Annotated in this window: 18 protein-coding genes; 5 read left to right on the top strand and 13 right to left on the bottom strand. The window is 33.5% G+C overall.

Features of this window, described 5'->3' with window-relative positions; all coding sequences use genetic code 11:
* Positions 1–2 precede the first annotated feature (2 nt).
* Together K8N75_RS07570 and K8N75_RS07565 are read left to right on the top strand one after the other, a co-directional pair.
* Positions 3–1,148 carry a VWA domain-containing protein gene (locus K8N75_RS07570; protein ID WP_223791463.1) on the top strand — a complete coding sequence of 382 codons (1,146 nt, stop codon included), beginning with the start codon at positions 3–5 and terminating at the stop codon, positions 1,146–1,148.
* A gap of 614 nt (positions 1,149–1,762) precedes the next feature.
* A complete protein-coding gene (locus K8N75_RS07565; protein WP_223791462.1) occupies positions 1,763–3,280 on the top strand; it encodes an MFS transporter in 1,518 nt (505 codons plus the stop codon).
* Between the two features lie 34 nt (positions 3,281–3,314).
* Here K8N75_RS07565 and K8N75_RS07560 read toward each other — a convergent pair whose 3' ends face one another.
* A complete protein-coding gene (locus K8N75_RS07560) occupies positions 3,315–4,271 on the bottom strand; it encodes an ABC transporter substrate-binding protein (RefSeq protein ID WP_223791461.1) in 957 nt (318 codons plus the stop codon).
* A gap of 57 nt (positions 4,272–4,328) precedes the next feature.
* Positions 4,329–5,102 (bottom strand): endonuclease NucS, encoded by a 774-nt coding sequence (gene nucS, locus K8N75_RS07555; RefSeq protein WP_223791460.1) that lies wholly within the window; start codon positions 5,100–5,102, stop codon positions 4,329–4,331.
* Positions 5,103–5,382: 280 nt separating this feature from the next.
* Here nucS and K8N75_RS07550 point away from each other — a divergent pair, with 280 nt between their 5' ends.
* Entirely contained in the window at positions 5,383–6,423 is a 1,041-nt protein-coding gene (locus K8N75_RS07550) for a cobalamin B12-binding domain-containing protein (protein ID WP_223791459.1), read from the top strand.
* 69 nt (positions 6,424–6,492) lie between these two features.
* Here K8N75_RS07550 and K8N75_RS07545 read toward each other — a convergent pair whose 3' ends face one another.
* A complete protein-coding gene (locus tag K8N75_RS07545) occupies positions 6,493–7,206 on the bottom strand; it encodes a HEAT repeat domain-containing protein (protein ID WP_223791458.1) in 714 nt (237 codons plus the stop codon).
* A 178-nt stretch (positions 7,207–7,384) separates the two neighbouring features.
* On the bottom strand, positions 7,385–7,612 hold the full coding sequence (locus K8N75_RS07540) for an iron dependent repressor, metal binding and dimerization domain protein (protein ID WP_223791457.1): 228 nt from the start codon (positions 7,610–7,612) through the stop codon (positions 7,385–7,387).
* Positions 7,613–8,030: 418 nt separating this feature from the next.
* On the opposite strand from K8N75_RS07540, the gene K8N75_RS07535 reads away from it, so the two are divergent.
* Positions 8,031–8,465: a hypothetical protein gene (locus K8N75_RS07535; RefSeq protein ID WP_223791456.1), complete on the top strand. Its 435-nt coding sequence runs from the start codon at positions 8,031–8,033 to the stop codon at positions 8,463–8,465.
* 30 nt (positions 8,466–8,495) lie between these two features.
* Complete coding sequence (locus K8N75_RS07530; RefSeq protein ID WP_223791455.1) at positions 8,496–9,695, top strand: GMC family oxidoreductase N-terminal domain-containing protein; 1,200 nt, start codon at positions 8,496–8,498, stop codon at positions 9,693–9,695.
* An 83-nt stretch (positions 9,696–9,778) separates the two neighbouring features.
* Here the strand turns inward: K8N75_RS07530 and K8N75_RS07525 are convergent, their stop codons facing one another.
* From K8N75_RS07525 to dapB, 9 genes are all read right to left on the bottom strand, one after another.
* On the bottom strand, positions 9,779–11,398 hold the full coding sequence (locus K8N75_RS07525; RefSeq protein WP_223791454.1) for a histidine kinase dimerization/phosphoacceptor domain -containing protein: 1,620 nt from the start codon (positions 11,396–11,398) through the stop codon (positions 9,779–9,781).
* Positions 11,391–12,836 (bottom strand): histidine kinase dimerization/phosphoacceptor domain -containing protein, encoded by a 1,446-nt coding sequence (locus K8N75_RS07520; RefSeq protein ID WP_223791453.1) that lies wholly within the window; start codon positions 12,834–12,836, stop codon positions 11,391–11,393. The genes K8N75_RS07525 and K8N75_RS07520 overlap by 8 nt, the downstream gene beginning before the upstream one ends.
* A 391-nt stretch (positions 12,837–13,227) precedes the next feature.
* On the bottom strand, positions 13,228–13,809 hold the full coding sequence (locus tag K8N75_RS07515) for an acetate uptake transporter (protein WP_048190187.1): 582 nt from the start codon (positions 13,807–13,809) through the stop codon (positions 13,228–13,230).
* Positions 13,810–13,855: 46 nt separating this feature from the next.
* On the bottom strand, positions 13,856–15,757 hold the full coding sequence (gene acs, locus K8N75_RS07510) for an acetate--CoA ligase (RefSeq protein WP_223791452.1): 1,902 nt from the start codon (positions 15,755–15,757) through the stop codon (positions 13,856–13,858).
* Between the two features lie 301 nt (positions 15,758–16,058).
* Complete coding sequence (gene thsA, locus K8N75_RS07505; protein WP_223791451.1) at positions 16,059–17,693, bottom strand: thermosome subunit alpha; 1,635 nt, start codon at positions 17,691–17,693, stop codon at positions 16,059–16,061.
* Between the two features lie 190 nt (positions 17,694–17,883).
* A complete protein-coding gene (locus K8N75_RS07500) occupies positions 17,884–18,396 on the bottom strand; it encodes a hypothetical protein (protein ID WP_223791450.1) in 513 nt (170 codons plus the stop codon).
* Between the two features lie 14 nt (positions 18,397–18,410).
* On the bottom strand, positions 18,411–18,968 hold the full coding sequence (locus K8N75_RS07495) for a phosphatase PAP2 family protein (protein ID WP_223791449.1): 558 nt from the start codon (positions 18,966–18,968) through the stop codon (positions 18,411–18,413).
* A gap of 46 nt (positions 18,969–19,014) precedes the next feature.
* The gene (gene asd, locus K8N75_RS07490; RefSeq protein WP_223791448.1) at positions 19,015–20,061 is read right to left on the bottom strand and encodes an aspartate-semialdehyde dehydrogenase; all 1,047 of its coding nucleotides are present in this window, start codon (positions 20,059–20,061) and stop codon (positions 19,015–19,017) included.
* A gap of 40 nt (positions 20,062–20,101) precedes the next feature.
* The gene (gene dapB, locus K8N75_RS07485; protein ID WP_223791447.1) at positions 20,102–20,923 is read right to left on the bottom strand and encodes a 4-hydroxy-tetrahydrodipicolinate reductase; all 822 of its coding nucleotides are present in this window, start codon (positions 20,921–20,923) and stop codon (positions 20,102–20,104) included.
* Positions 20,924–20,963: the final 40 nt, after the last annotated feature.

Below are 20,963 nucleotides of genomic sequence, written 5' to 3'. Positions count from 1 at the left end.
ATATGGAAAAGATAGTTAAGTTTTCAAGGCTTCTACGGGAAAATAATATACCTGCCAGTTTAAGAAGCACCCAAACAGCTCATGAAACAATGCAAATGTTCAAAGACAATGAAGAAATTTTGAATGATGCTCTAGCTTCGGTGTATATAAAAAATAATCAGCAGCGTGCTAAATTTGATAAAGTTTTTAGATCGGTATTTGGTGATGGAAATGAAAGTGATGAATCTGTTGGATCAGATGGTTCTTCTAAATCAAAAACATCTAATAATAAAAATCTTTTAAAGGGTTACAACTATTCTTTCAAAATGTTAGACCCTTCTAAAACCAAAATATATGTATCTGAATCTGATATTACAAGTTATAGACCTCCACTTGATGAGTTAAACAGAAATATGGATGAATCTGAACTCCTTAGAAAAGATATTAACCATTTAACAACATTTGAACCTGAACTATTGGATCTTTGCCAGAAACTAGGGAATAAAATTGCAAATAAAAGGGTTAGAAGACGTAAACAATCCAAAAATATGCGTCCAGATATAAGAAAAACACTTAGAAAGAATCTTAAATATGGTAACACTTTGATTGAGATTATCAAAACAAAACCTAGAATGAAAAAAAACAGACACTTCTTTCTTAACGATGTTAGTGGATCCTGCGATTGGATAAGTAACTGGTTTTTCTTAATGGTTTATGCAGCACAAAATTCATTTAAAAAGGCAAAAACTTTCGAATTTGATAATAAAACAGTAGAAACAACATCTGCACTTGAAGAACCAAATCTTTTAGATGCTTTTATTAAGGTTAGGGATATTCGTCAAAAAAATCAGATGATACATGGAACTTCAAACATGCACAGTGCTTTTGAAAGTTTCAAAGAACAGGCTGATCTTAACAATAAATCTTATGTTTTGATTTTAAGTGACTGTCGTGACTGGGCAGGCCCTAAATCCGGTAAAAGACCGTTAAGTTCTGATGGTATGGAGTATATAGTAGATAAGTCCAAAAAAGTGATTATTCTAAATCCTGAGCCGCGAAACAAATGGAATGTTGTTGATAGCTGTGTTTCATATTATGAAGACTCTGGTGCAGAATTCTTTGAGGTAAGAAACCTCGAACAACTTGCAGAGCTTATCTCAACAATATAATGGGCATTATTAATTGTTTGTGATAAACAGCGGATTAAAATTATTTCATTAATAAATCTATTTTAAATTTAATTATAAATTCTCTTTGTAATATGCTTGCCAAATATTAATGGATGCATACATGTTCCAGTGACCAAAAAGTTTTCAATGAATTAAATTATAAGACAATCAAAAATATCAAGTACTCCCAACAAACAGATGTTTGTGATGTTACTAGGTACATCTCAATGCAATGATCTTCATGTTTCTTCAATATAACCAAAAATTTAAGTCCAATTTAAATTCTACTAGATCCAAATAATAATGATTTCCTGTCCTCATTTGGTAATTCAACTAGTTTCCTATTGAATTAAACCCAGTATTAATAACCAATCTTTTAGTATAGAACAAATGAATATAAAATCTTAATAAAATTAATATAAAAATTTTGATATTAAGAAAAAATATAGATGAATTAAAACCTTCAGAAAATCCAATTTATCCACAAAAAATATGATTTTATGATTACAATTTCATGTATTGAAAAAGGATATATACTATTCTAAACTATTTATTTACTGGGAATTATTACGCTTATTATTAACAATATCTTATTATTATAATGGAAGAATCTTATGTACAAGTATATACCCATTAAAAAGACAAATAGAAATTTGGTAGCATTCATAATGTCTTTTGGGGTCTTTATATGGTCTTTTAGTGCAGGTATTGTTACTATAGCACTTCCAACAATTTCCCAATATCTCGACGTTAGCACTTCGCTTGTTTCGTGGGTTGTTGTGGCACATCTTCTGGTTTTGACAAGTTTTCTCCTGATATTTGGAAAAATAGGAGATTATGTGGGATATAAGAAGATTTTTTTAGGAGGATTATTCCTATTTACCATTGGATCATACTTTTCTGGAATATCATTGGATATATATCAGTTGATATCTTCAAGAATTCTTCAGGGCATTGGTTCTGCAATGTTACTATCCATGACCCCTGCTATTATATCAACCACATTTCCTCATATTACAAGAGGTAAAGTATTCGGATATATTTCACTTGCAACAACAGTTGCCCTATCATTGGGTTATGGTGTGGGAGGATTTATCACAGAATATTTTGGATGGCACTGGATTTTTTTCATTACGGTACCTTTAGGTATTATTGCAATGATTCTAGCCTATCAATTTTTACCTGAAATGCATGCCACTGAAGATTACCAGGGATTTGACTTAATTGGATCACTTTTAATATTCCTTGCTGTAATCGCTCTTATAATATCACTTGAAATGGGTGGAAGATTGGGTTGGACCTCACCATTAATTTTAAGTGGTTTTTTATCTTCAATAGTTCTTATATTCCTGTTTTATAAATGGGAATTACTCTATCCTCACCCTCTTTTCAATATGTGTCTTCTTAAACAGAAATATCTAAATCTTTCAATAGCAGCGGGGTTCATGACGAGCTTCGTGCTTACTGGTACCATATTTTTATTACCATTTTACCTTGAACTGATAATGAATTACAGTACAGATATTGCAGGTCTCATCATACTTGTACCAACGCTGTTAATTGTATTTGTAGGACCTTTATCTGGTAGGATTTCTGACCGCATGGGTTCTAAAATACCATCTCTTGTTGGTGCTATTTGTCTTGCAATTGCACTTTTCGTTTTAACAGTTTTAGACCCTACAATTGGTAAATTTGGGATATTATTTGTGTTGATAGCACTTCTAATGAGATCCCTTTCTGATGGTATGTTTTCACCAGCCAATAATAAACTTGTTATGAGCCACAGCCCTCCAGGAATGATGGGATCAGTTTCAAGCCTTTTAAACACAGCCAAATATCTTGGACTTGTAATGGGTGTTGTGATCTTCGAAACAATATTTGACAGTACAGTAAGCCATATATCTTCCAATGTTGAGGGTGTTACATCAACTGGTGCTTTCCAGTTTAGTGTACCAGTTGAAACACTTCTCACTGGTTTCCACCAAGCATTCCTAATAGGTGCCATCATAAGTGTTTTGATTATCGTTGCATCATTATTCTCCAAGGAAAACCCTTTAGCCAATGAATATGATACAAAAAATTCAAAAGAAGATATAAAAAAAGAATTAATGTTAGAAGATGATTTTAATTAGTTTTAATATTAAAAAATAAAGAATTAATATTAGATTATGTAGGTAAGAAATTCAAATCTAATACTTGTTCAAGTGTTAAATTATTCTTTACATAACCCAACTCTTTTTGAACATCAATTAATTTAATTATCTTAGCATCAAATTCAGGTGTAGGTATTGCTATAAATTCAACATGTTTTAATGCTTCATGTTCTACATTAATATTAGTACCTAATTTTTTTGATAAAATTGCTGCTGTTTCATTTCTATGGGTGTTAACATAATCAGTTGCTTCTACATGTATCTTAAGGAATTTTCTAAGTTGATCTGGCTTTTGTTTCATAAATTTATTTGTTGTAATAACAACACAACATGGATGATTCGGCCAAATATCCTTAGAATACATGAAAACATCATCATTTCCTATGAAATCGGCTTGAGATACGTATGGTTCCCAAGCAATGTATCCATCAACCTTTCCCGCAGCCAGTGCATTCTGCATAAGAGGAGTTTCAAGTTCTGTTATGTTAATGCTTGATGAACTTATATTATTGTTCATAAGCAGATATCTGAAAAGAACATCCTGAATTCCTCCCTCCTTGGGTACTAAAAATTTTTTATCAACAAATTGGCTAACATTGGTTATATTATTATTTTCAGAAACAACAATTCCACTACCTTCCTGATTTACAGCTGCAACAATTTTTACAGTTGAATTTTGATCTATTGCACTGGTTACAGGAGTGATTCCACAGTATCCAACATCAATCCTGTTTTGATTGGCTGCATCTGTTATCTCAGAACCAGCCCTGAAAGGAACCAATTGAACCTTAAGACCCTCCTTTTGATACATTCCCAAAGCGTCCGCAACAAATAAAGCAGAGTCATGGTTACTTGGTAGGTATCCCACAACAATAGTATCCTGTGTAACAGTATAATAGTTGTATGTTCCAAACACTAATAATATTACTAAAACAACCATTCCCACAGCTGCTAACAATTTTTTTTTCATTTGTTCCCCATAAAAAATTCTTAATTCAACATGATAAATGATTATAAAATACTAAACTTAATAGTTTTTTGAATCAGCTTGATTGAAAAAATCTAATGTTAAATTTTTATCATTTCCAAATTCCCTAGGCGGTTCCAAAGATTTATATTCCAGTTTATATTCCTCAAGAAGTTCTTCGGCATCCCCAGTGATACTTGGAGCTACTAGAATACCTCTAACAAATTCTTTATGATCAGAAAAACAGTCCAAATACTTTTTGAGTTGTTTAACAGCATTAATACCTGCACGTCTACTTTTTAATTCAATAACCATCAAATTTCCGTTTTTGTCCTTACCCAAAACATCAATAAATCCATTAGGTGTTGAATATTCTCGATTTGATGGTCTGAAACCTTCTTCTATTATTTCAGGGTTTTCAAATACCAGTTCTCTCATATTTTCTTCGTAACCCGTTAACTCTAGGTCCTTAGAATCTTCTCCATTAAAGTAGGATGCAATGTAAGTGTTGTGTATTTCAACTTCAAGTCTTTCAGGAGGGTTTCGTCGCTTTCCTTCAATATACATAATTCCTTTTTTTAAACTAGCTTTGCACTGTGATTTTGGTGGCTGCCAGTTAACTGGTTCAAGGTTTCTATCTTGATGGATCATGAACGAACCATCTGATTTTATAATAATCATTCTGTCCCCAGAAGCTAGTTTGCTCCTCGCTCTTCCTTCATAAATAACTCTACAACATACCATTAACACAATCACTGCTTTCTTGGATAATCCTTCATTTATTATCTCAAATGTGCGTTGTTGATCTGGATTCTTTTCAGATAAAAATTTCATAAATATCTGTTTAAACGAACTATAACAAATATTTCACCCTACATTGTATTCATTAAAATTTTATAGACTAAATTTGTTCTTGACATTATAATTTAAAAAAAGTATACTTTCTCAAAATAATAATTTGGAATTAAATTAAATAATATTTAAGAATATTTAATATTTTCAAAAACCATATAGTTTTAGGAAATAAAAAATGCAAAGGTAAACTTATATCCTCTAATTAAATAATCAATATATTATGAACCTAGATATTTAACTGATTAAAGAGGTTTAATTGATGAATAAAGATGCGTATTTACTTGCTAAAGAAATTGTAACCAAACAATTTAAATCTCAGGGAGAATTCAACAATTATTATGGAGAATCTGAATTTAAAAAGTACATTGAAGATACTGAATATAGTCTATCATATCTTTTTGAGGCAATTGAAGCTTCAAGTCCGGATTTATTTGCAGATTACATATCATGGGAAAGAATCTTCCTTGTTAATTTAGGCTTTCCGGAAGAACGTCTAAAAGAGAGATTGGAAATTATGGAAGATGTGATTATTAAAAATTTACCTCCCAAAAAGAGTAGTGTTGCAGTTAAGTATATTGAGGAAAGTATTGATAATTTAGCCATACCCTCAAATTACGCATCCTTTGTGAATGCAGATAAACCACTTGTAAAACTTCTTGAACAGTATTTAAAATTACTACTTGATGGTGATCGCCATTCAGCAGGAAAAATGATTATGGAAGCTGTTGATAATGGAATAAGTGTTAAAGATATTTATCTTCATGTTTTTCAAAGTTCACTCTATGAAATTGGTAGGTTATGGCAGGAGAATAAGATTACAGTAGGTCAAGAACATTACTTTACAGCAGCTACTCAGCTAATAATGTCTCAACTTTATCCCTATATTTCAATGAACGAAAAAACAGGCAAAGTTCTTGTTGCAATGAGTGTTAGTAGAGAACTTCATGAAATTGGTGTGAGGATGGTTGCAGATTTCTTTGAAATGGATGGTTGGAATACATTTTATTTAGGAGCTAACACTCCAAAAGATAGTATAATACAGACCATAATAAGTAAAAAAGCTGATCTGGTCTTGATATCTGCTACCATTGGTTCGCATATTGGTGAGGTAATTGATCTTGTAAAATCTGTTCGTGGGTGTAGCGAATGTAGTGATCCCAAGATAATTGTAGGAGGATATCCTTTTAGAATAGATATGGATCTTTGGAAAAAAGTTGGTGCTGATGGACAGGCAGAAGATGCTGAAACTGCAGTTGAAATGGGTGAAAAACTCGTAATGGAAAATTATAATGAATTTTAAAATAAAATATAAATTTTTGGTAATAACATAAACAAAAAAAGTCCGGTGCGATTCCATAAGCTAAACATTTTATTTTTCTGTTTCTTTTGATTGAATATCCTTAACTGCTTCTTCTATTTGAAGCCTAACATACCATTTTTCATTTTTCTGAGCATCCCGAAGTGGTTTTATAGCTTTTTCATCTCCGATTTTTCCAAGTGCTCCTGCTGCATGTCTTTTTACACTCACATCATTATCATTCAAAAGTTTGATCAATGGTTCTACTGCACTAACATCCCCTATAATACCCAATGCTTCCTCTGCAGCCGTTCTATAAGTGAAATCATCTACTTTAAGAGCATTTATTAGATATTTCACTGCTCTGTCATCACCCAACATTCCTAAAGCCAATGCTGCGTGGTTTCTAACTTTTTCAGAGTTTAATTCTCCAATTAAGGGTTCAACAGCACTAATATCACCTAACATACCTAGTGAATCAGCTGCATGAACCTTTACATACGATTTATCATGTTTAAGCGTATTTATTAAAGGTTTTACTGCTCTTTTATCCCCAATCATGCCAAGTGCACTAGCAGAATTCCATCTTACGTCCTCACTTTCATCTTCCAATGATTCTAATAGACCATTAACTGCTTTTTTATCTTTAAGTCTCCCAAGAGCTCTTGCAGCATCACATCTGGTGTTTTCATCACCATTTTTAAGAATCTTAAGAATAACGTTTATATTTCGATCCTTTTCAAGTTTTTCAAGATCTTTATTCCTAATACCGTCCAAAAAACCCATGTTTACACCTTTAAACCTTTAATATTTTTTTTATGAATTAATTTTTATAAAAAAGTTTCACAAATTATTTATGTAGTTTTTATTGTGTTATTAAGTATATTTTGGTTTAAACCAATAAAAATTCTTGGATTTCTTAGATTGATAATTGGATGGGATCTATAAAATTTTGAGAGATATGTTAAATGGTTTTTATGTTGGTAATTTCCCATTTTCTCATAATATTTAAATGAATATAATAATTCATCTGTATTTGCCAAATTTCAGTAGATTCTGCGAACTTTTTTAATTTTTTTATTGTTGTAACGTCTAGAACATGTTCCATGGAACATGCATCTTCAACTGCTGTTGCCATATCTACACCAATGATATGCAAAAAATTTTTAAGAATTTTATGTTTGTGTATCACATCTTCAGCTATTTCAACTTTTTATTTATATTCCTCTTTAAATTTCCATTCACCAACTTAAACGAACCAGTGATACAATACAAAAATTCAAATCCATAAACCATTTTTTTATTTTAAATGGTACTAAAGTTTAATCTTTATGATACAATCAAATATTAAGTAAGGTTTCAATTTTAAAACCTATATAAAATGTTTTATTTGTATTTGGCAAATAATGAACTCTAAAAATAATAATAATGTAATTTTTAAAAAAATATTAACGATTAAGAAGTTTAATAATCAATAGAGTTAAATTCAATAAAAATATTTTAGTAACATTTAACTGTAATCAAAAAGGATAACTATCCGTAGAAATAATTTTATGTCATAATGTTCACACTATAACAAGTATTACTATATTTATTTTGGGAGTATCAAAATGCCAAATTTCAATATTGAAACTGCAATAATTATTAGCTTCATATTAGGTATTATCCTACCTTTAGTTGGTATTGGAGGGGTTATCTCTCTAATAATTATGGGATTTATTGCAACTTATCTTACTCGACCTGAAGATACAAGTTATAAGGTTGGAGGTATTGCAACAGGCATTTTCTGCATATTCTTTTTCTTTTTCGGATTTATAACACCCCCAACATTACCATATGTTCTTCCAAATCCACTTTCACTCGGTGTTTTAGTTGCATTCAGCGGCATATTAAATCTTATATTCAGCTTAATTGTTTCGCTAATAATATATGGAGGATTTGGTTTATTGGGAGGATTTTTAGCAGTTAGATTCTTCATGGAAAAAAAAGAGAAAAAACAGGAATTTAAGCCAAGCCAACCTCGTAGAACACTGAAAAGAGCTTAATTTTAATCTAAATTTAATGTTGATGATTTTATGAAAAAATTTATTATCGTTGGATCGGGCGCAGGTGGCGCAACAGTTGCTAGGGAACTAGCAAAAAAAGGAAAAAATGTTACCCTAATAGAAAAAGGACCGTATACCAAAATTAAAGATGCTTTTAAACACTATGAAAATGCTGAAGTTGGTGTTGAGCTATTAAAAACTAGTTGCGTCGGTGGAACAACACTGGTAACTGCAGGAAATGCTGTTCGAACATGTCAAGAACAGTTAAAAAATATTGGTATTGATCTTGAAGATCACTTCAAAGAAATTGAAATTGAAATGGGTGTATCAACACTTCCAGATTCACATTTTGGACCTGGCACTAAACTTATAATGGATAAGGCAGAATCACTTGGTTTTAAAACACAAAAAATGCCCAAATTTATTAATCATGAAACTTGTAAACCCTGTGGTAAATGTACTTTTGGATGTCCAAGGGATTCTAAATGGACAAGCAGAAAATATGTGGATGAAGCAGTAGATTTTGGTGCAAAAGTTATTGATAACACAGCTATCACGGAAATTATCATTAAAAATGGTGAATTAAGGGGTGTAAAAAGTAAAGACAAAGAATTTTTAGCTGATTGTGTTGTGTTGTCTGCAGGTGGTATTGGAACTCCTAGAATATTAAACAGATCAGGTATAGATGCTGGTAACAATCTTTTTGTTGACACATTTGTAACTGTAGGCGGGATATTAGGGAAAATAGATTTTAACACTGAAGTAACAATGAATGCTCTAATTACATTAGATGACGTTATTTTATCTCCACACTACTCAGGCATACTCAATAATAAACTCATGAAGTTCAACGTCAGTAAAGGAGATATAATAGGATTAATGATTAAAATAGCAGATGAACCAAGCGGAACTGTTCTTGAGAATAGTGTTAAAAAGTATAGTACATCCAATGATGTAAGTCTTCTTGCCAAAGGATCTGCTGTCGCAGGAGCCATATTAACGGAGGCGGGCGTTGATCCTACCACTTTAACATCTACCCCTGCTAGAGGAGCCCATCCAGGAGGAACCGCTGCAATTGGGCAAGTAATTGATAAAAATCTTGAAACTGAATTGTCCAATCTATTTGTTGCAGATGCCAGCGTTTTCCCAAAGGCTCCAGGAGCACCTCCTGTTCTTACAATTGTTGCTTTAGCAAGGAGACTTGGTAAATATCTTGGAAATGAATTTTAAAACTGTAAATTTTCTTTTTTATGGAATATGTCTTTTAAATATATTAAAATATAAAATTAATATATGAAGATATTTTTTTTTATTTAATCATTTATGAAACGCTTCACATCTATTATTGATACTTTAAACTCTTTGAATTTCTCTTCTTTATCATATATTGGGTTGGTTTCAATATAAGATTTGAATGAATCTCCTTCGGCCCTTACAATTTCGAGTTCGTATCCCAGTTTTTGTCTGTTTTCAATTGCAGTTTTATTATTTTGATTAAATTTTGTCCTTGAATCTGGTTTAAGGAAACTGATGAAGGAAGTTTTAATTAATCCTGTTTTTGAAATGCCTAAAATTGATGCTCCAGTATTATTTATATCGAGTATTAATCCATTTTTAAGTATTGTGAAGTATCCTATCGGGGCGGAATTGTAAAGGTCCAAATACTTTTTCTTAGTATCAATGTTCTCTTTTCTTAATCGTTTTAATTCTTCCTTCTGCATATCATTTTCAATCTGTTGTACCTGAAGATCCTGTATCAATTCTCTTAAATCCTTGGGCATATCTCCCCAATTATCAATACTATTACTGAACAGTTCTTTGGCGTGTCTTCTGAGTTCTCTTGATTGATACGCAGTCACAATTGTTTCTTTAATTCCTGCCCTTGTTTCATATGTCAATTCTTCAAATAATATACTGAATTTAGTGCCATTTTTAACATCCAAATCAATTTTTCCGTCGAGCTGATTTGTTAGATTGTTGATTAGTCTGAATCCGAGTGATTGGGTGTTTTTGAAGTCTATATCTGTTGGTAGTCCAATACCATTATCTTTGATGGTTAATAAATATTTGTTGTCGTTGTTATGCATTAAACTTACATAAATTTCGCCTTTACCATTGGGAAATGCATATTTTAGAGCATTTGAAACTAGTTCATTGATGATCAATCCGCAAGGTATTGCTGTTTCCATGTTGAAGGAAATATTTTCTATGTCTGCCTTTAGTCTGATACCTGGTGGGGCCCTATGGGAACTGAAAAGATCGTTTAAAAGACTCATTCCATATTCTGCAAATTGGACGCTTGAAAGATCATTTGATTGATATAATCGTTCATGTATCTTTGCCATTGATTTAACTCGATTTTGACTGTCTATAAAAAGATCTAAATCTCTTTTATCCTTTACCTGTGTTGATTGAAGAGATAACAGGCTTGATATAATCTGCATGTTGTTGTTGACTCTGTGATGTATCTCTCTAAGTAGTGTTTCTTGTTCCTTTAATGATTTTTTCAGGAATTCATTTTTAGCTGTTACTTCTGTTAATTTTATTCTCTCTTTTTCTGCTTTGTGTCTGTTGAGTACTATCTCAACATTTGTACGAAGTTCCCTTTCTTCGAATGGTTTGACTATGTAAGCGTATGGCTCGGTTAATTTTGCTCGTTCAAGGATTTCTTCATTTCTATATGCTGTCAGGTAAATAATGGGTATGCCAAGATCGTTATTGATGTGATGAGCAGCTTCTATACCATCTATGTCGCCTTCTAACATAATATCCATTAGAACAAGATCTGCATGTGCTTCTCTTGCAAGAGAAATGGCTTCTTCACCTGAAGGTACAAGGTCAACAACTTCGTATCCCAGATCTTCCAGGAGTATTTTTATGTCTTGGCCTATGAGTTCTTCATCTTCAACAACCAATATTTTTTCATTAACCATTTGAATTTACCCTATCTTTATATTTCAATTCGTTGAATTTAAGCTGATATTTTGTTCCATTGTTGTTGTCCAGTTCTATTGTACCCTTTAATTGTTTGGTAAGGTATTTAATGAGTTGCATTCCAAATGTTTCAGCTTTTTCTGGATCAATTTCTTCAGGAATACCCACTCCATTATCACTTACTGTTAGTTTAAATTGATCTTCATTATTTGAATGGAGTTCAATTTTTATTTCTCCATTTTTTTGATTTGGGAATGCATATTTTAATGAGTTAGCTACCATCTCATTTATCAAAAGTCCACAGGGAATTGCTGTTTCAATGTTAAGTGATACATCATCAATATCTAGAATCATGTTTATGTTGCTTTCTTCTAGTTCATAAAAGTACATCAAGTCTTCTGCTAGGATCTTCACATATTCGTCAATTTTAATTTTTGCAAGGTTGTCTGACTGGTAGAGTTTTTCATGTAGAATTGCTATGCTTCTAACTCTGTTTTGAGTTTCTTTGAAAATGTCAATTGAGTTTTGATCTTTAATAAATCTTGACTGGAGACGTAGAAGACTAGAAATTACTTGTAAATTGTTTTTTACCCTGTGGTGTATCTCTTGTAACAGCATTTCCTTATCTTTTAGTGATGATTTAATTTTTTCCTCTGCAATTTTATGTTCGGTTATATCTTGTTCAGTTCCTACTATTCTTAGAGGTTTTCCATTTGGATCTGTAATTACTTCACCTTTAGATGAAAGTATCCTAACAGTTCCATCCGGCCTTATTAATCTGTAGTCATTTGAAAAGGGCTTCTGTTCATTTACGGCACCCATTATACTTTCTTTAACACTCTGTCTATCATCGGGATGTATGATGTCCATCATTGCTTTGTAACTTTTTCCAAATTCTGTTGGTTCTAAACTCATAATATTATAAAATTCATCGGAACAATCCAATTCACGTGCTTTTAAATCCCATTCCCAACTACCAATATGTCCAATTTTCTGTGCTTCCTTCAGCTGTCTTAGACTATTTCTTAATGCCTCTTCAGCCATTTTACGTTTTGAATGTTCTTTAACTTCCTCTAGTGCACGATTTACTGCATGTACTATCTTTGATAGGCTGCCTTTAAGAACATAATCTGTTGCACCGCATTTTAAGGCTTCTATAGCAAAGTCTTCTCCCATCTTACCACTAACAAAAATAAAAGGTACGTCTGGACATTTGTTCTTCGCTATACGCAGAGCAGAAATACCATCAAAATGAGGAAGTGAATGATCTGCTAGAATTATATCGGGTTTAAATTCATTTAATTCATTCAAATATTCTTTTTCTTCTTCTACCCTTCTAGAAGAAAATTTCATTCCACTTCTTTCCAATTCTCTATTTATGAGCTCAGCATCGAAAGGAACGTCTTCGAGTATTAATATTTTGAGGTCTTCTACCATGTTAAACCTTCATTCATTTTCTTAAACTATTTGATAGCGTTTATCAATAAAATGGGCAATATACTACTATTTATAGAAATTTAATTTATATTTCCATTTATGTAAAGATGGTTAAAGCGGATATTTTTATATTTGATTAATTCATTTAATTGTTAAATTATCAATTAAATAACTCATTAATTTGATATTAATAACATTATTCTATCTATTATTTAAAATAAATATAGGTATTTATATGTTCCATTTGGTTTTTATGTAAAAAAAGAGGTTGAAGCTATCCTCAATAAGATATAATACTAGTTTAGTTATTATATCTAAAATTTCATTGGATAACTATTGCTTAAATAGTTAGTAAGGAGGCGATAACTATTTAAATAATTTTTAATGGTTATTATACAAGCAGAACATCTCTTTTGTAGGTTTCATTTATTACAAATGCAAGACCAACATACACAGCAGATAATCCTGTGAATATTCCCTCATATCCTGCTATTTGTGTTATAGTTGAGTTGCCAGTTAATTCTCCTGCAGTTAAGAGGAAGAATAAAATTGCCAGACTCATGAATACAACTTGTAAACCTCTGTTGTGTTTCAAGGTTGCAAAGAACATAACAAATGTGAATATTCCCCACATAAAAAGATATGCTGCTAGAGAAACTGGATCTGGTGCCGTTGCAAGACCCATCTTTGGAAGTATGAGCAGAAATACAAAGCTCCACCAGAACAATCCGTATGATCCAAATGCAACCATTCCAAATGTATTGCCCTTTTTGTATTCCATCCAACATGCAAGTATCTGGGCAATTCCACCATATGCCAAGCCCATAGCAAGTATCATACTATTCATAGGATAAAAACCGGCATTATGTATATTTAACAGCACAGTTGTTAATCCAAATCCCAAAAGTCCCAAAGGTGCAGGATTTGCTGTTAAATCTTTTAATACAACTTCATTTTCTGTTTCTTCTACCATTTTTATACTCCCTTTAGGGTTTTAATAATTTTTCTCCTGTATTTTATTATTCTTCGAGCGTTGATGTATCTCCAACATCTTCACCCAGTTCTCTTGCCCTAAGTACTCTTCTCATAATTTTTCCGCTTCTAGTTTTTGGAAGAGATTCTACCTGTTCAATATCTCCTATAACTGCTACAGGCCCTAATTCGTATCTTACATGCTTGTTGAGTTCTTCAATGAGTTTGGTTTTGAGTTTATATCCTTCTCTGAGTATTACAAATGCCTTAATAACTTGGCCTTTAATTGGGTCATGTTTTCCAATTACAGCTGCCTCTACAACTGCAGGATGGCTAACAAATGCCGATTCAACTTCAGATGTACCTACCCTATGCCCTGCTATTTTTAAAACATCATCAGATCTGCCTTGTATCCAAAAGTAACCATCTTCGTCTTTTCTGGCCATATCTCCTGCTTTGTAATATCCTGGTATCTGATTCCAGTAAACATCTTTGTATCTTTCTTCGTCTTCGTAAAGTGTTCTGAACATTGCGGGCCATGGTTTTTTAATTACCAGATATCCGCCCTTTCCCAGAGGTACAGGGTTACCATCTTCATCCACAACATCAGCATCTACACCAGGTACTGCTTTGGTTGCTGATCCTGGTTTCAGGTAAGCTGATGGTAAAGGAGATATTAGGTGCATTCCAGTTTCTGTTTGCCACCATGTATCCATTATTGGGGCTTTTTCCTTTCCAACATTTTTATAGTACCACATCCATGCCTCTGGATTTATGGGTTCCCCAACTGTTCCAAGTATTTTAAGTGAGGAAAGATTGTATAGGTTGGGGTATTTGTTACCGAATCTCATTAGATGTCTGATTGCTGTTGGTGCTGTATAAAACTTGGTTACACCATATTTTTCAACTATGTTCCACCATGCACCTGGGTCGGGATAGTCCGGTGCTCCCTCGTAGACCACTGTAGTAGTTCCTAAAAGTAAAGGTCCATATATAACATAACTATGACCTGTGATCCATCCTATGTCACCTGTACACCACCACATATCATTTTCATGGATATCAAAAATGTTTTTGAGTGTTGTTGACACTCCCACCATATACCCACCTGTTGTGTGAAGAACTCCCTTGGGTTTTCCAGTACTTCCAGAGGTGTATAATATAAAAAGTGGATCCTCTGAGTCCATAGGTTCACATTCACATTCTGCTGGTTCCCCTTCAATTAGTCGTTCATAGAATATTTCCCTTCCACTCAAGTCAGAAATGTCTATTTTACTTCCTGTGTGTTTTACAACTATAACTGTTTCTATGGTAGGACATTGGAGCATTGCTTCGTCTGATATTTTTTTCAGATCGATTATCTTTCCTCTTCTGTATGTTCCATCGGCAGTAATTAGGATCTTGACCTTAGCATCGTTCATCCTTTCAACAAATGCTCCTACACTTAATCCAGAGTATACAACACTGTGAACTGCCCCAATTTTGTTACATGCTAGCATTGAAATAAGTAGCTCGGGACACATTGGAAGATACATTGAGACTGTATCTCCTTTTTTTACTCCTAGGTTTTTTAGACCGTTGGCCATTTTATTGACCTCACGGTAGAGTTCATAGTAGGTTAATTTTTTCTCATCCCCTCTTTCGTTAACATAGAGGATTGCTACTTGGTTTCTTTTTTCGGTATTGATCCACCTGTCAACTGCGTTGTAGGCCAGATTTATCTTTCCGTTTACAAACCATTTGAAGAATGGTTTGTTACTTTCGTCAAGTACTTGGTCCCATCTTTCGAACCAATCAAGATCTTCTGCCTTCTCTTCCCAGTATTTCTCAAAGTTCTTTCCCTTCTCAATTTCAGTTTCCCAATTTTTAACATGGGCTCTTTCCACCGTTTCAACATTCGGCTTGAAAATCCTTTTTTCATCTAGTAAAACGGTTGTATCGCGTTTCATTTCTTTCCCACCACTTTTTTTATCCTCTTTTTTACGCTTAGTCTTATAATATATATTAAGTTGAATTTAGTATATATATTTACCTATTATTAATCATTATAAATATTGATTAATCATGATAAATTTTACATTATATTCTAATTCGATGATTAATAAGAGTAGAAAGATTTTTATTTGTAAGCAAATAAACAAAAGAAGAATTTTTAGATGAATCAGATAAAATTAAGGAAAAATAATAGTATAAGATAATATTCAAAAAAAATAAAGATGTATAATGTAAATAAAGGATTTAACCTTTAAATTACATCATTGGTGGCATTCCACCAGGCATTCCGCCCATTCCTTCCATTCCACCCATATCAGGTTCCCTTGGTGTTGTTGATGCTATTACATCATCAATCCGTAGGATCATTTCAGCTGCTTCAGCTGCTGACTGGATAGCCTGTTTTTTTACCCTGTGTGGTTCGATTACTCCAGCTTTGTACATGTCGCGTACTTCGCCTTTGAATACATCGAGTCCCATGTAAAGGGATTTTTCGTGTGCTGCTCTTAAGTCAACAAGTGAGTCTATGCTGTCGAGTCCTGCGTTTTCAGCAAGTGTTTTTGGTACAACTTCGAGTGCTTCTGCAAATGCAGCTACTGCTAATTGTTCCCTTCCACTTATGGTGTCTGCGTACTCTTTTAAGCCTCTGGCTATTGATATTTCTGCTGCTCCACCACCAGCTACTACTTTACCGTCTTCAACTGTTGCTGCAACTACTCCTATTGCATCGTCAACTGCTCTTTCGATTTCATCGACAACATGGTCTGTTGAACCTCTTACAAGTAAGGTTACAGATTTAGGATCTTTACATCCTTCAACAAAGAGCATTTCTTCGCCAGATATTCTTTTCTCTGCAACAGATCCTGCATCTCCAAGATCATCAAAGCTCATGTCTTCAATATTTGAAACAACTTTTGCTCCTGTTGCTCTTGAGAGTTTTTCCATATCGGATTTTTTAACTCTACGGACAGCCATTATACCAGCTTTAGATAGGTAGTGCTGTGCAAGATCATCTATACCTTTCTGACAGAATAGAACATTTGCACCTGCGTCTTCTATCTTGGTGATCATGTCCTTTATCATCTGCTCTTCTTGTTCAATAAATGCCTGCATCTGAGCCGGGTCTGTGATTCTTATTTCAGCATCAACTTCTGTTTCTTTCACTTCAATAGCACTGTTTAAAAGAGCTATTTTAGCGTCTTCTACTTTTTTAGGCATTCCGGGATGTACTCTTTCTTTATCTATGATTACACCCTGAACTAGAGTTGATTCGTCGACAATTGCGCCGTCTTTTTTCTCTATTTTGATATGATCAATATCAATTTCACCATTTTCTTCAACCTGTTTCACAGCAGCTACAATAAGCTCTGCTAAAGGTTCTCTGGCTTTTTCTGTTCCTTTGCCTGTCATTGCTGTCATTGCAACTTTCAAAAGAGTGTCTCTGTCGTCTGCATCTATTGATATGACGTTGAGGATTTCTTGTGCTTTTTCAGCTGCTTGTCTGTATCCCATTGCAATGATTGTTGGGTGTATATCCTGGTCGAGCAGTCCTTCTGCTTTTTTCAGTAATTCGCCTGCAATAATAACTGCTGTGGTTGTTCCATCCCCTACTTCATCTTCTTGGGTTTTTGCAACTTCTACTAACATTTTTGCTGCTGGGTGTTCAATGTCCATCTCTTTGAGTATGGTTACACCATCATTAGTCACAACAATATCTCCTAATGAATCAACTAGCATCTTATCCATTCCCTTAGGACCTAGGGTTGTTCTAACTGTTTCTGCAAGTACTTTACCTGCCATTATGTTCATTCTTTGAGCATCTCTTCCTAAAAACCTGTTGGTACCTTCAGGTAATATTAAAACTTGTTGGCCTTGGCCGCCTAATTGTGCCACAGTATCACCTCTTTTTTATATGTAATTCATTAGTGGGTTAGAGGTTCTATAAATAGTTTTTGATCGTGTTTTAATAAACTATTTTCAATGATTTCCTCTAAATTATTTGGTAAGTACAAAATAAATAATATTTAATGAATTAAATCGGCTAGTTTAACTAATTTTTTTATTAAATCCTAGTTAATTAGAATTAATCATTTCTATCCAATTTTTTCCATAGGTTTATTTTACCATTATTTCTTGATTGGAAATATCCCTTTCTTTCAAGATTTCTTAGAGCGTGTTCAAAATTTTCATTTGAAAGTTCACTGAAACCCAATGTTTTCAGTTGTAAATAGAGATTTTCTGATGAATCTTCTTTGTAAGGTAATAACTCATAGATCTGGGATTGGAATGAAGTAAGATCCTTTTTGGGCCGGGATATAATAGCCTCAAAATAAACTTTAATCTTTTCTAACTCAATAATTTCTTCTTCTTTACCATTAATAATTGCTTTTAATCTGTCTATTTCTTCATCTCTTCCTCTTATCTTATTTTGCAGTTCATCTTTAACTGCTTTTATATGAATGCTCTCAGTATCTGTTGATTTTGAAGATTCCTTCTGGCATTTTTTAAGTTCTATCTTCAACTTGCTGATCTCTAGTAGGCATGCTTTTACAAGTTGCCTCAATTGTTCCCTCTCAGTGTCCTTTAACAACGGCATTCTTATCACTACAATTATCTATGTACTAACCTGTTTTTAAGCTTTAAGATATTATCTTCAAAATGGATGACTATTATGCTAATTCCAATACCAAGTAACGCACCAGCAATAACATCGCTAGGATAATGAACACCAAGATATACTCTTGAAAATGATACTACAATTGCAAGTAAAAGAAACAATAAAATGTACCCATACTTTCTGCCAAGGATTACACATGCTATGAATACTTGTGTTGCATGGCCTGATGGAAATGAAGGACTATTAAGGGCTGCTAATTGGTGCACACTTGTTAAAACCTGATATGGTCTTGGTCTCATGAAAATATATTTTAAAGCTTCTGAAAGAATATAACCCATAACAATAGCTATTAAAAGAAGTAATGCCACATTTCTACCTTTCTCCCCACCAAAGATTGCAAGTATTGCACAAACTCCCAACCAGAATAAATAAAGTCCTGCATTTGTAATTAATGGCATTAAAAAATTGAAATATGAATTCTGGAGATTTGAATTGATTATATAAAATATAATCAAATCAACATTGCTAGCCACACCAATTAAATCCAACATTTTGTCTTATCCTTCAACTTCCAAAAAATAAAAAAAGTAAATTAGTTTACATTATCTCATTTATCAATTCTGCGTTAAGAATAGAAGCTCCAGCAGCGCCTCTAATGGTGTTATGACCAACTAATATGTACTTTAAACCTTTGTCAAAAACATCATCTTTACGAATCCTTCCTACAGATACAGCCATCCCATTACCTTCCATTCTATCCATACGTGGCTGTGGCCTGTTTTCTTCTTCCCGAATAACTACAGGATTCTTTGGAGCGGAATGAAGATTTAATTTTTGTGGCAGGCCTTTGAAGTCTGAAAATGATTGTTTTACATCATCAACTTCAAAGTCGTTTTGCATTTCTATGAAAACAGCTTCTGTATGTCCATCCAGAACTGCAACTCTATGACAAGATGTACTTACACCAAAGTTCGCATCTGTAACTGATTCCCCATCAAAGTCTCCTAAGAGATGGAGTGTTTCTGTTTCCATTTTCTCTTCTTCTTCACCTATGAATGGTACAAGATTATCAACTATGGCCATGGATGGTACTCCATTGTAACCTGCTCCTGAGACTGCTTGCATGGTGGATACATATACTCTTTTTATATTGAACTGGTCATAAAGTGGTTTTAATGTCATTACCAGGGCAATTGTAGAGCAATTTGGATTAGTAACTATAAATCCATCCCATCCTCTTTTTTTCTGCTGAATTTCTATGAGATCCAAATGTTCAGGGTTTACTTCTGGAACTACTAATGGTACATCTGGTTCCATTCGCATTGCACTTGCATTGGATGCAACTTTCATGCCTGCCTTTGCAAATTTGGGTTCAGCCACTGCCGCATTTTCTGATGGTAAGGCCGAAAATACTATTTCAACATCTTTTACTTGCTGGGGGTCTGTTTCAACCACTGTAATATCTTTTATTGATTCTGGTATTTTACTTTCAAGATTCCATGTTACTGCATCTTCGTATCTTTTTCCAGCAGATCTTGTGGAAGCTGTTAGTGCAGTTACCTCAAAATCAGGATGATTTGCCAACAATTCAATGAATCGCTGCCCAACCATTCCAGTTGCTCCTAGTATTCCTACATTTACCATTTTAACCACCTTTAATTATATTATTAACTGTTTCAATAATTTATTTCAATCCCAAAACATCGCCCATATCAGATATATTACCTTTATCTGTATTTATAACATATCTAATTCCTTTTATTACTCCATTTACAAATGCTTGTCTGCTGTTGGCTCTGTGAATTATTTCAAGACGTTCACCATCACCTGCAAAGAGAACCATATGATCCCCAACAATATCGCCCCCTCTTACAGCGTGAACTCCTATTTCTTCAGCTGTTCTTTCACCAACAATACCTTTTCGCCCATAAACACCTACTTCATCCATGTTGCGGTTGAGTTCTGTGGCAATGATCTCCGCAGCTTTAACCGCTGTGCCGGATGGTGCATCCTTCTTGTGTCTATGATGGGCTTCAATAATTTCCACATCGTAGTCTCCTAGAATATTTGCAAGATCCTTTAAGACCTTGAAAAATACATTTACTCCTACAGCCATATTAGGAGCTATAACTGCACTTACTTGGGCTTTTTTAATTGAGTCTATTATTTCGGACATTTGTTCGTCTGAAAATCCCGTTGTTCCTACTACAAGGTTCACACCACATTCAGAAGAAGTTTTTATGGTACCCACCGCAGCATTGGCTATGGTAAAGTCAACCAATACATCTGGTTTTTTACTTTTAAGGACGTCTTGAAGTTTTTCTGCCCCGTTAACTTCTACACCTATTTCTCCTATTCCAATTACTACTCCAACATCTTTACCTTGTAGAGGAGTGTTGGGAATTTCTATTGCTGCCACAACATCCATGTCTTCCTGTTCAAGTATTGTTTTTATTATCTTTGAACCCATTCTTCCGCATGCACCTGTTACAGCCACATTTATCATTTTATTCATCTCCTAATGATTGAAACAATAACAAAATTGA

It is taken from the genome of Methanobacterium spitsbergense (genome assembly GCF_019931065.1).
Lineage (GTDB): Archaea > Methanobacteriota > Methanobacteria > Methanobacteriales > Methanobacteriaceae > Methanobacterium_B > Methanobacterium_B spitsbergense.
The sequence above is the reverse complement of the archived record's forward strand: the minus strand, read 5'-3'. Positions and strand labels throughout refer to the sequence as shown.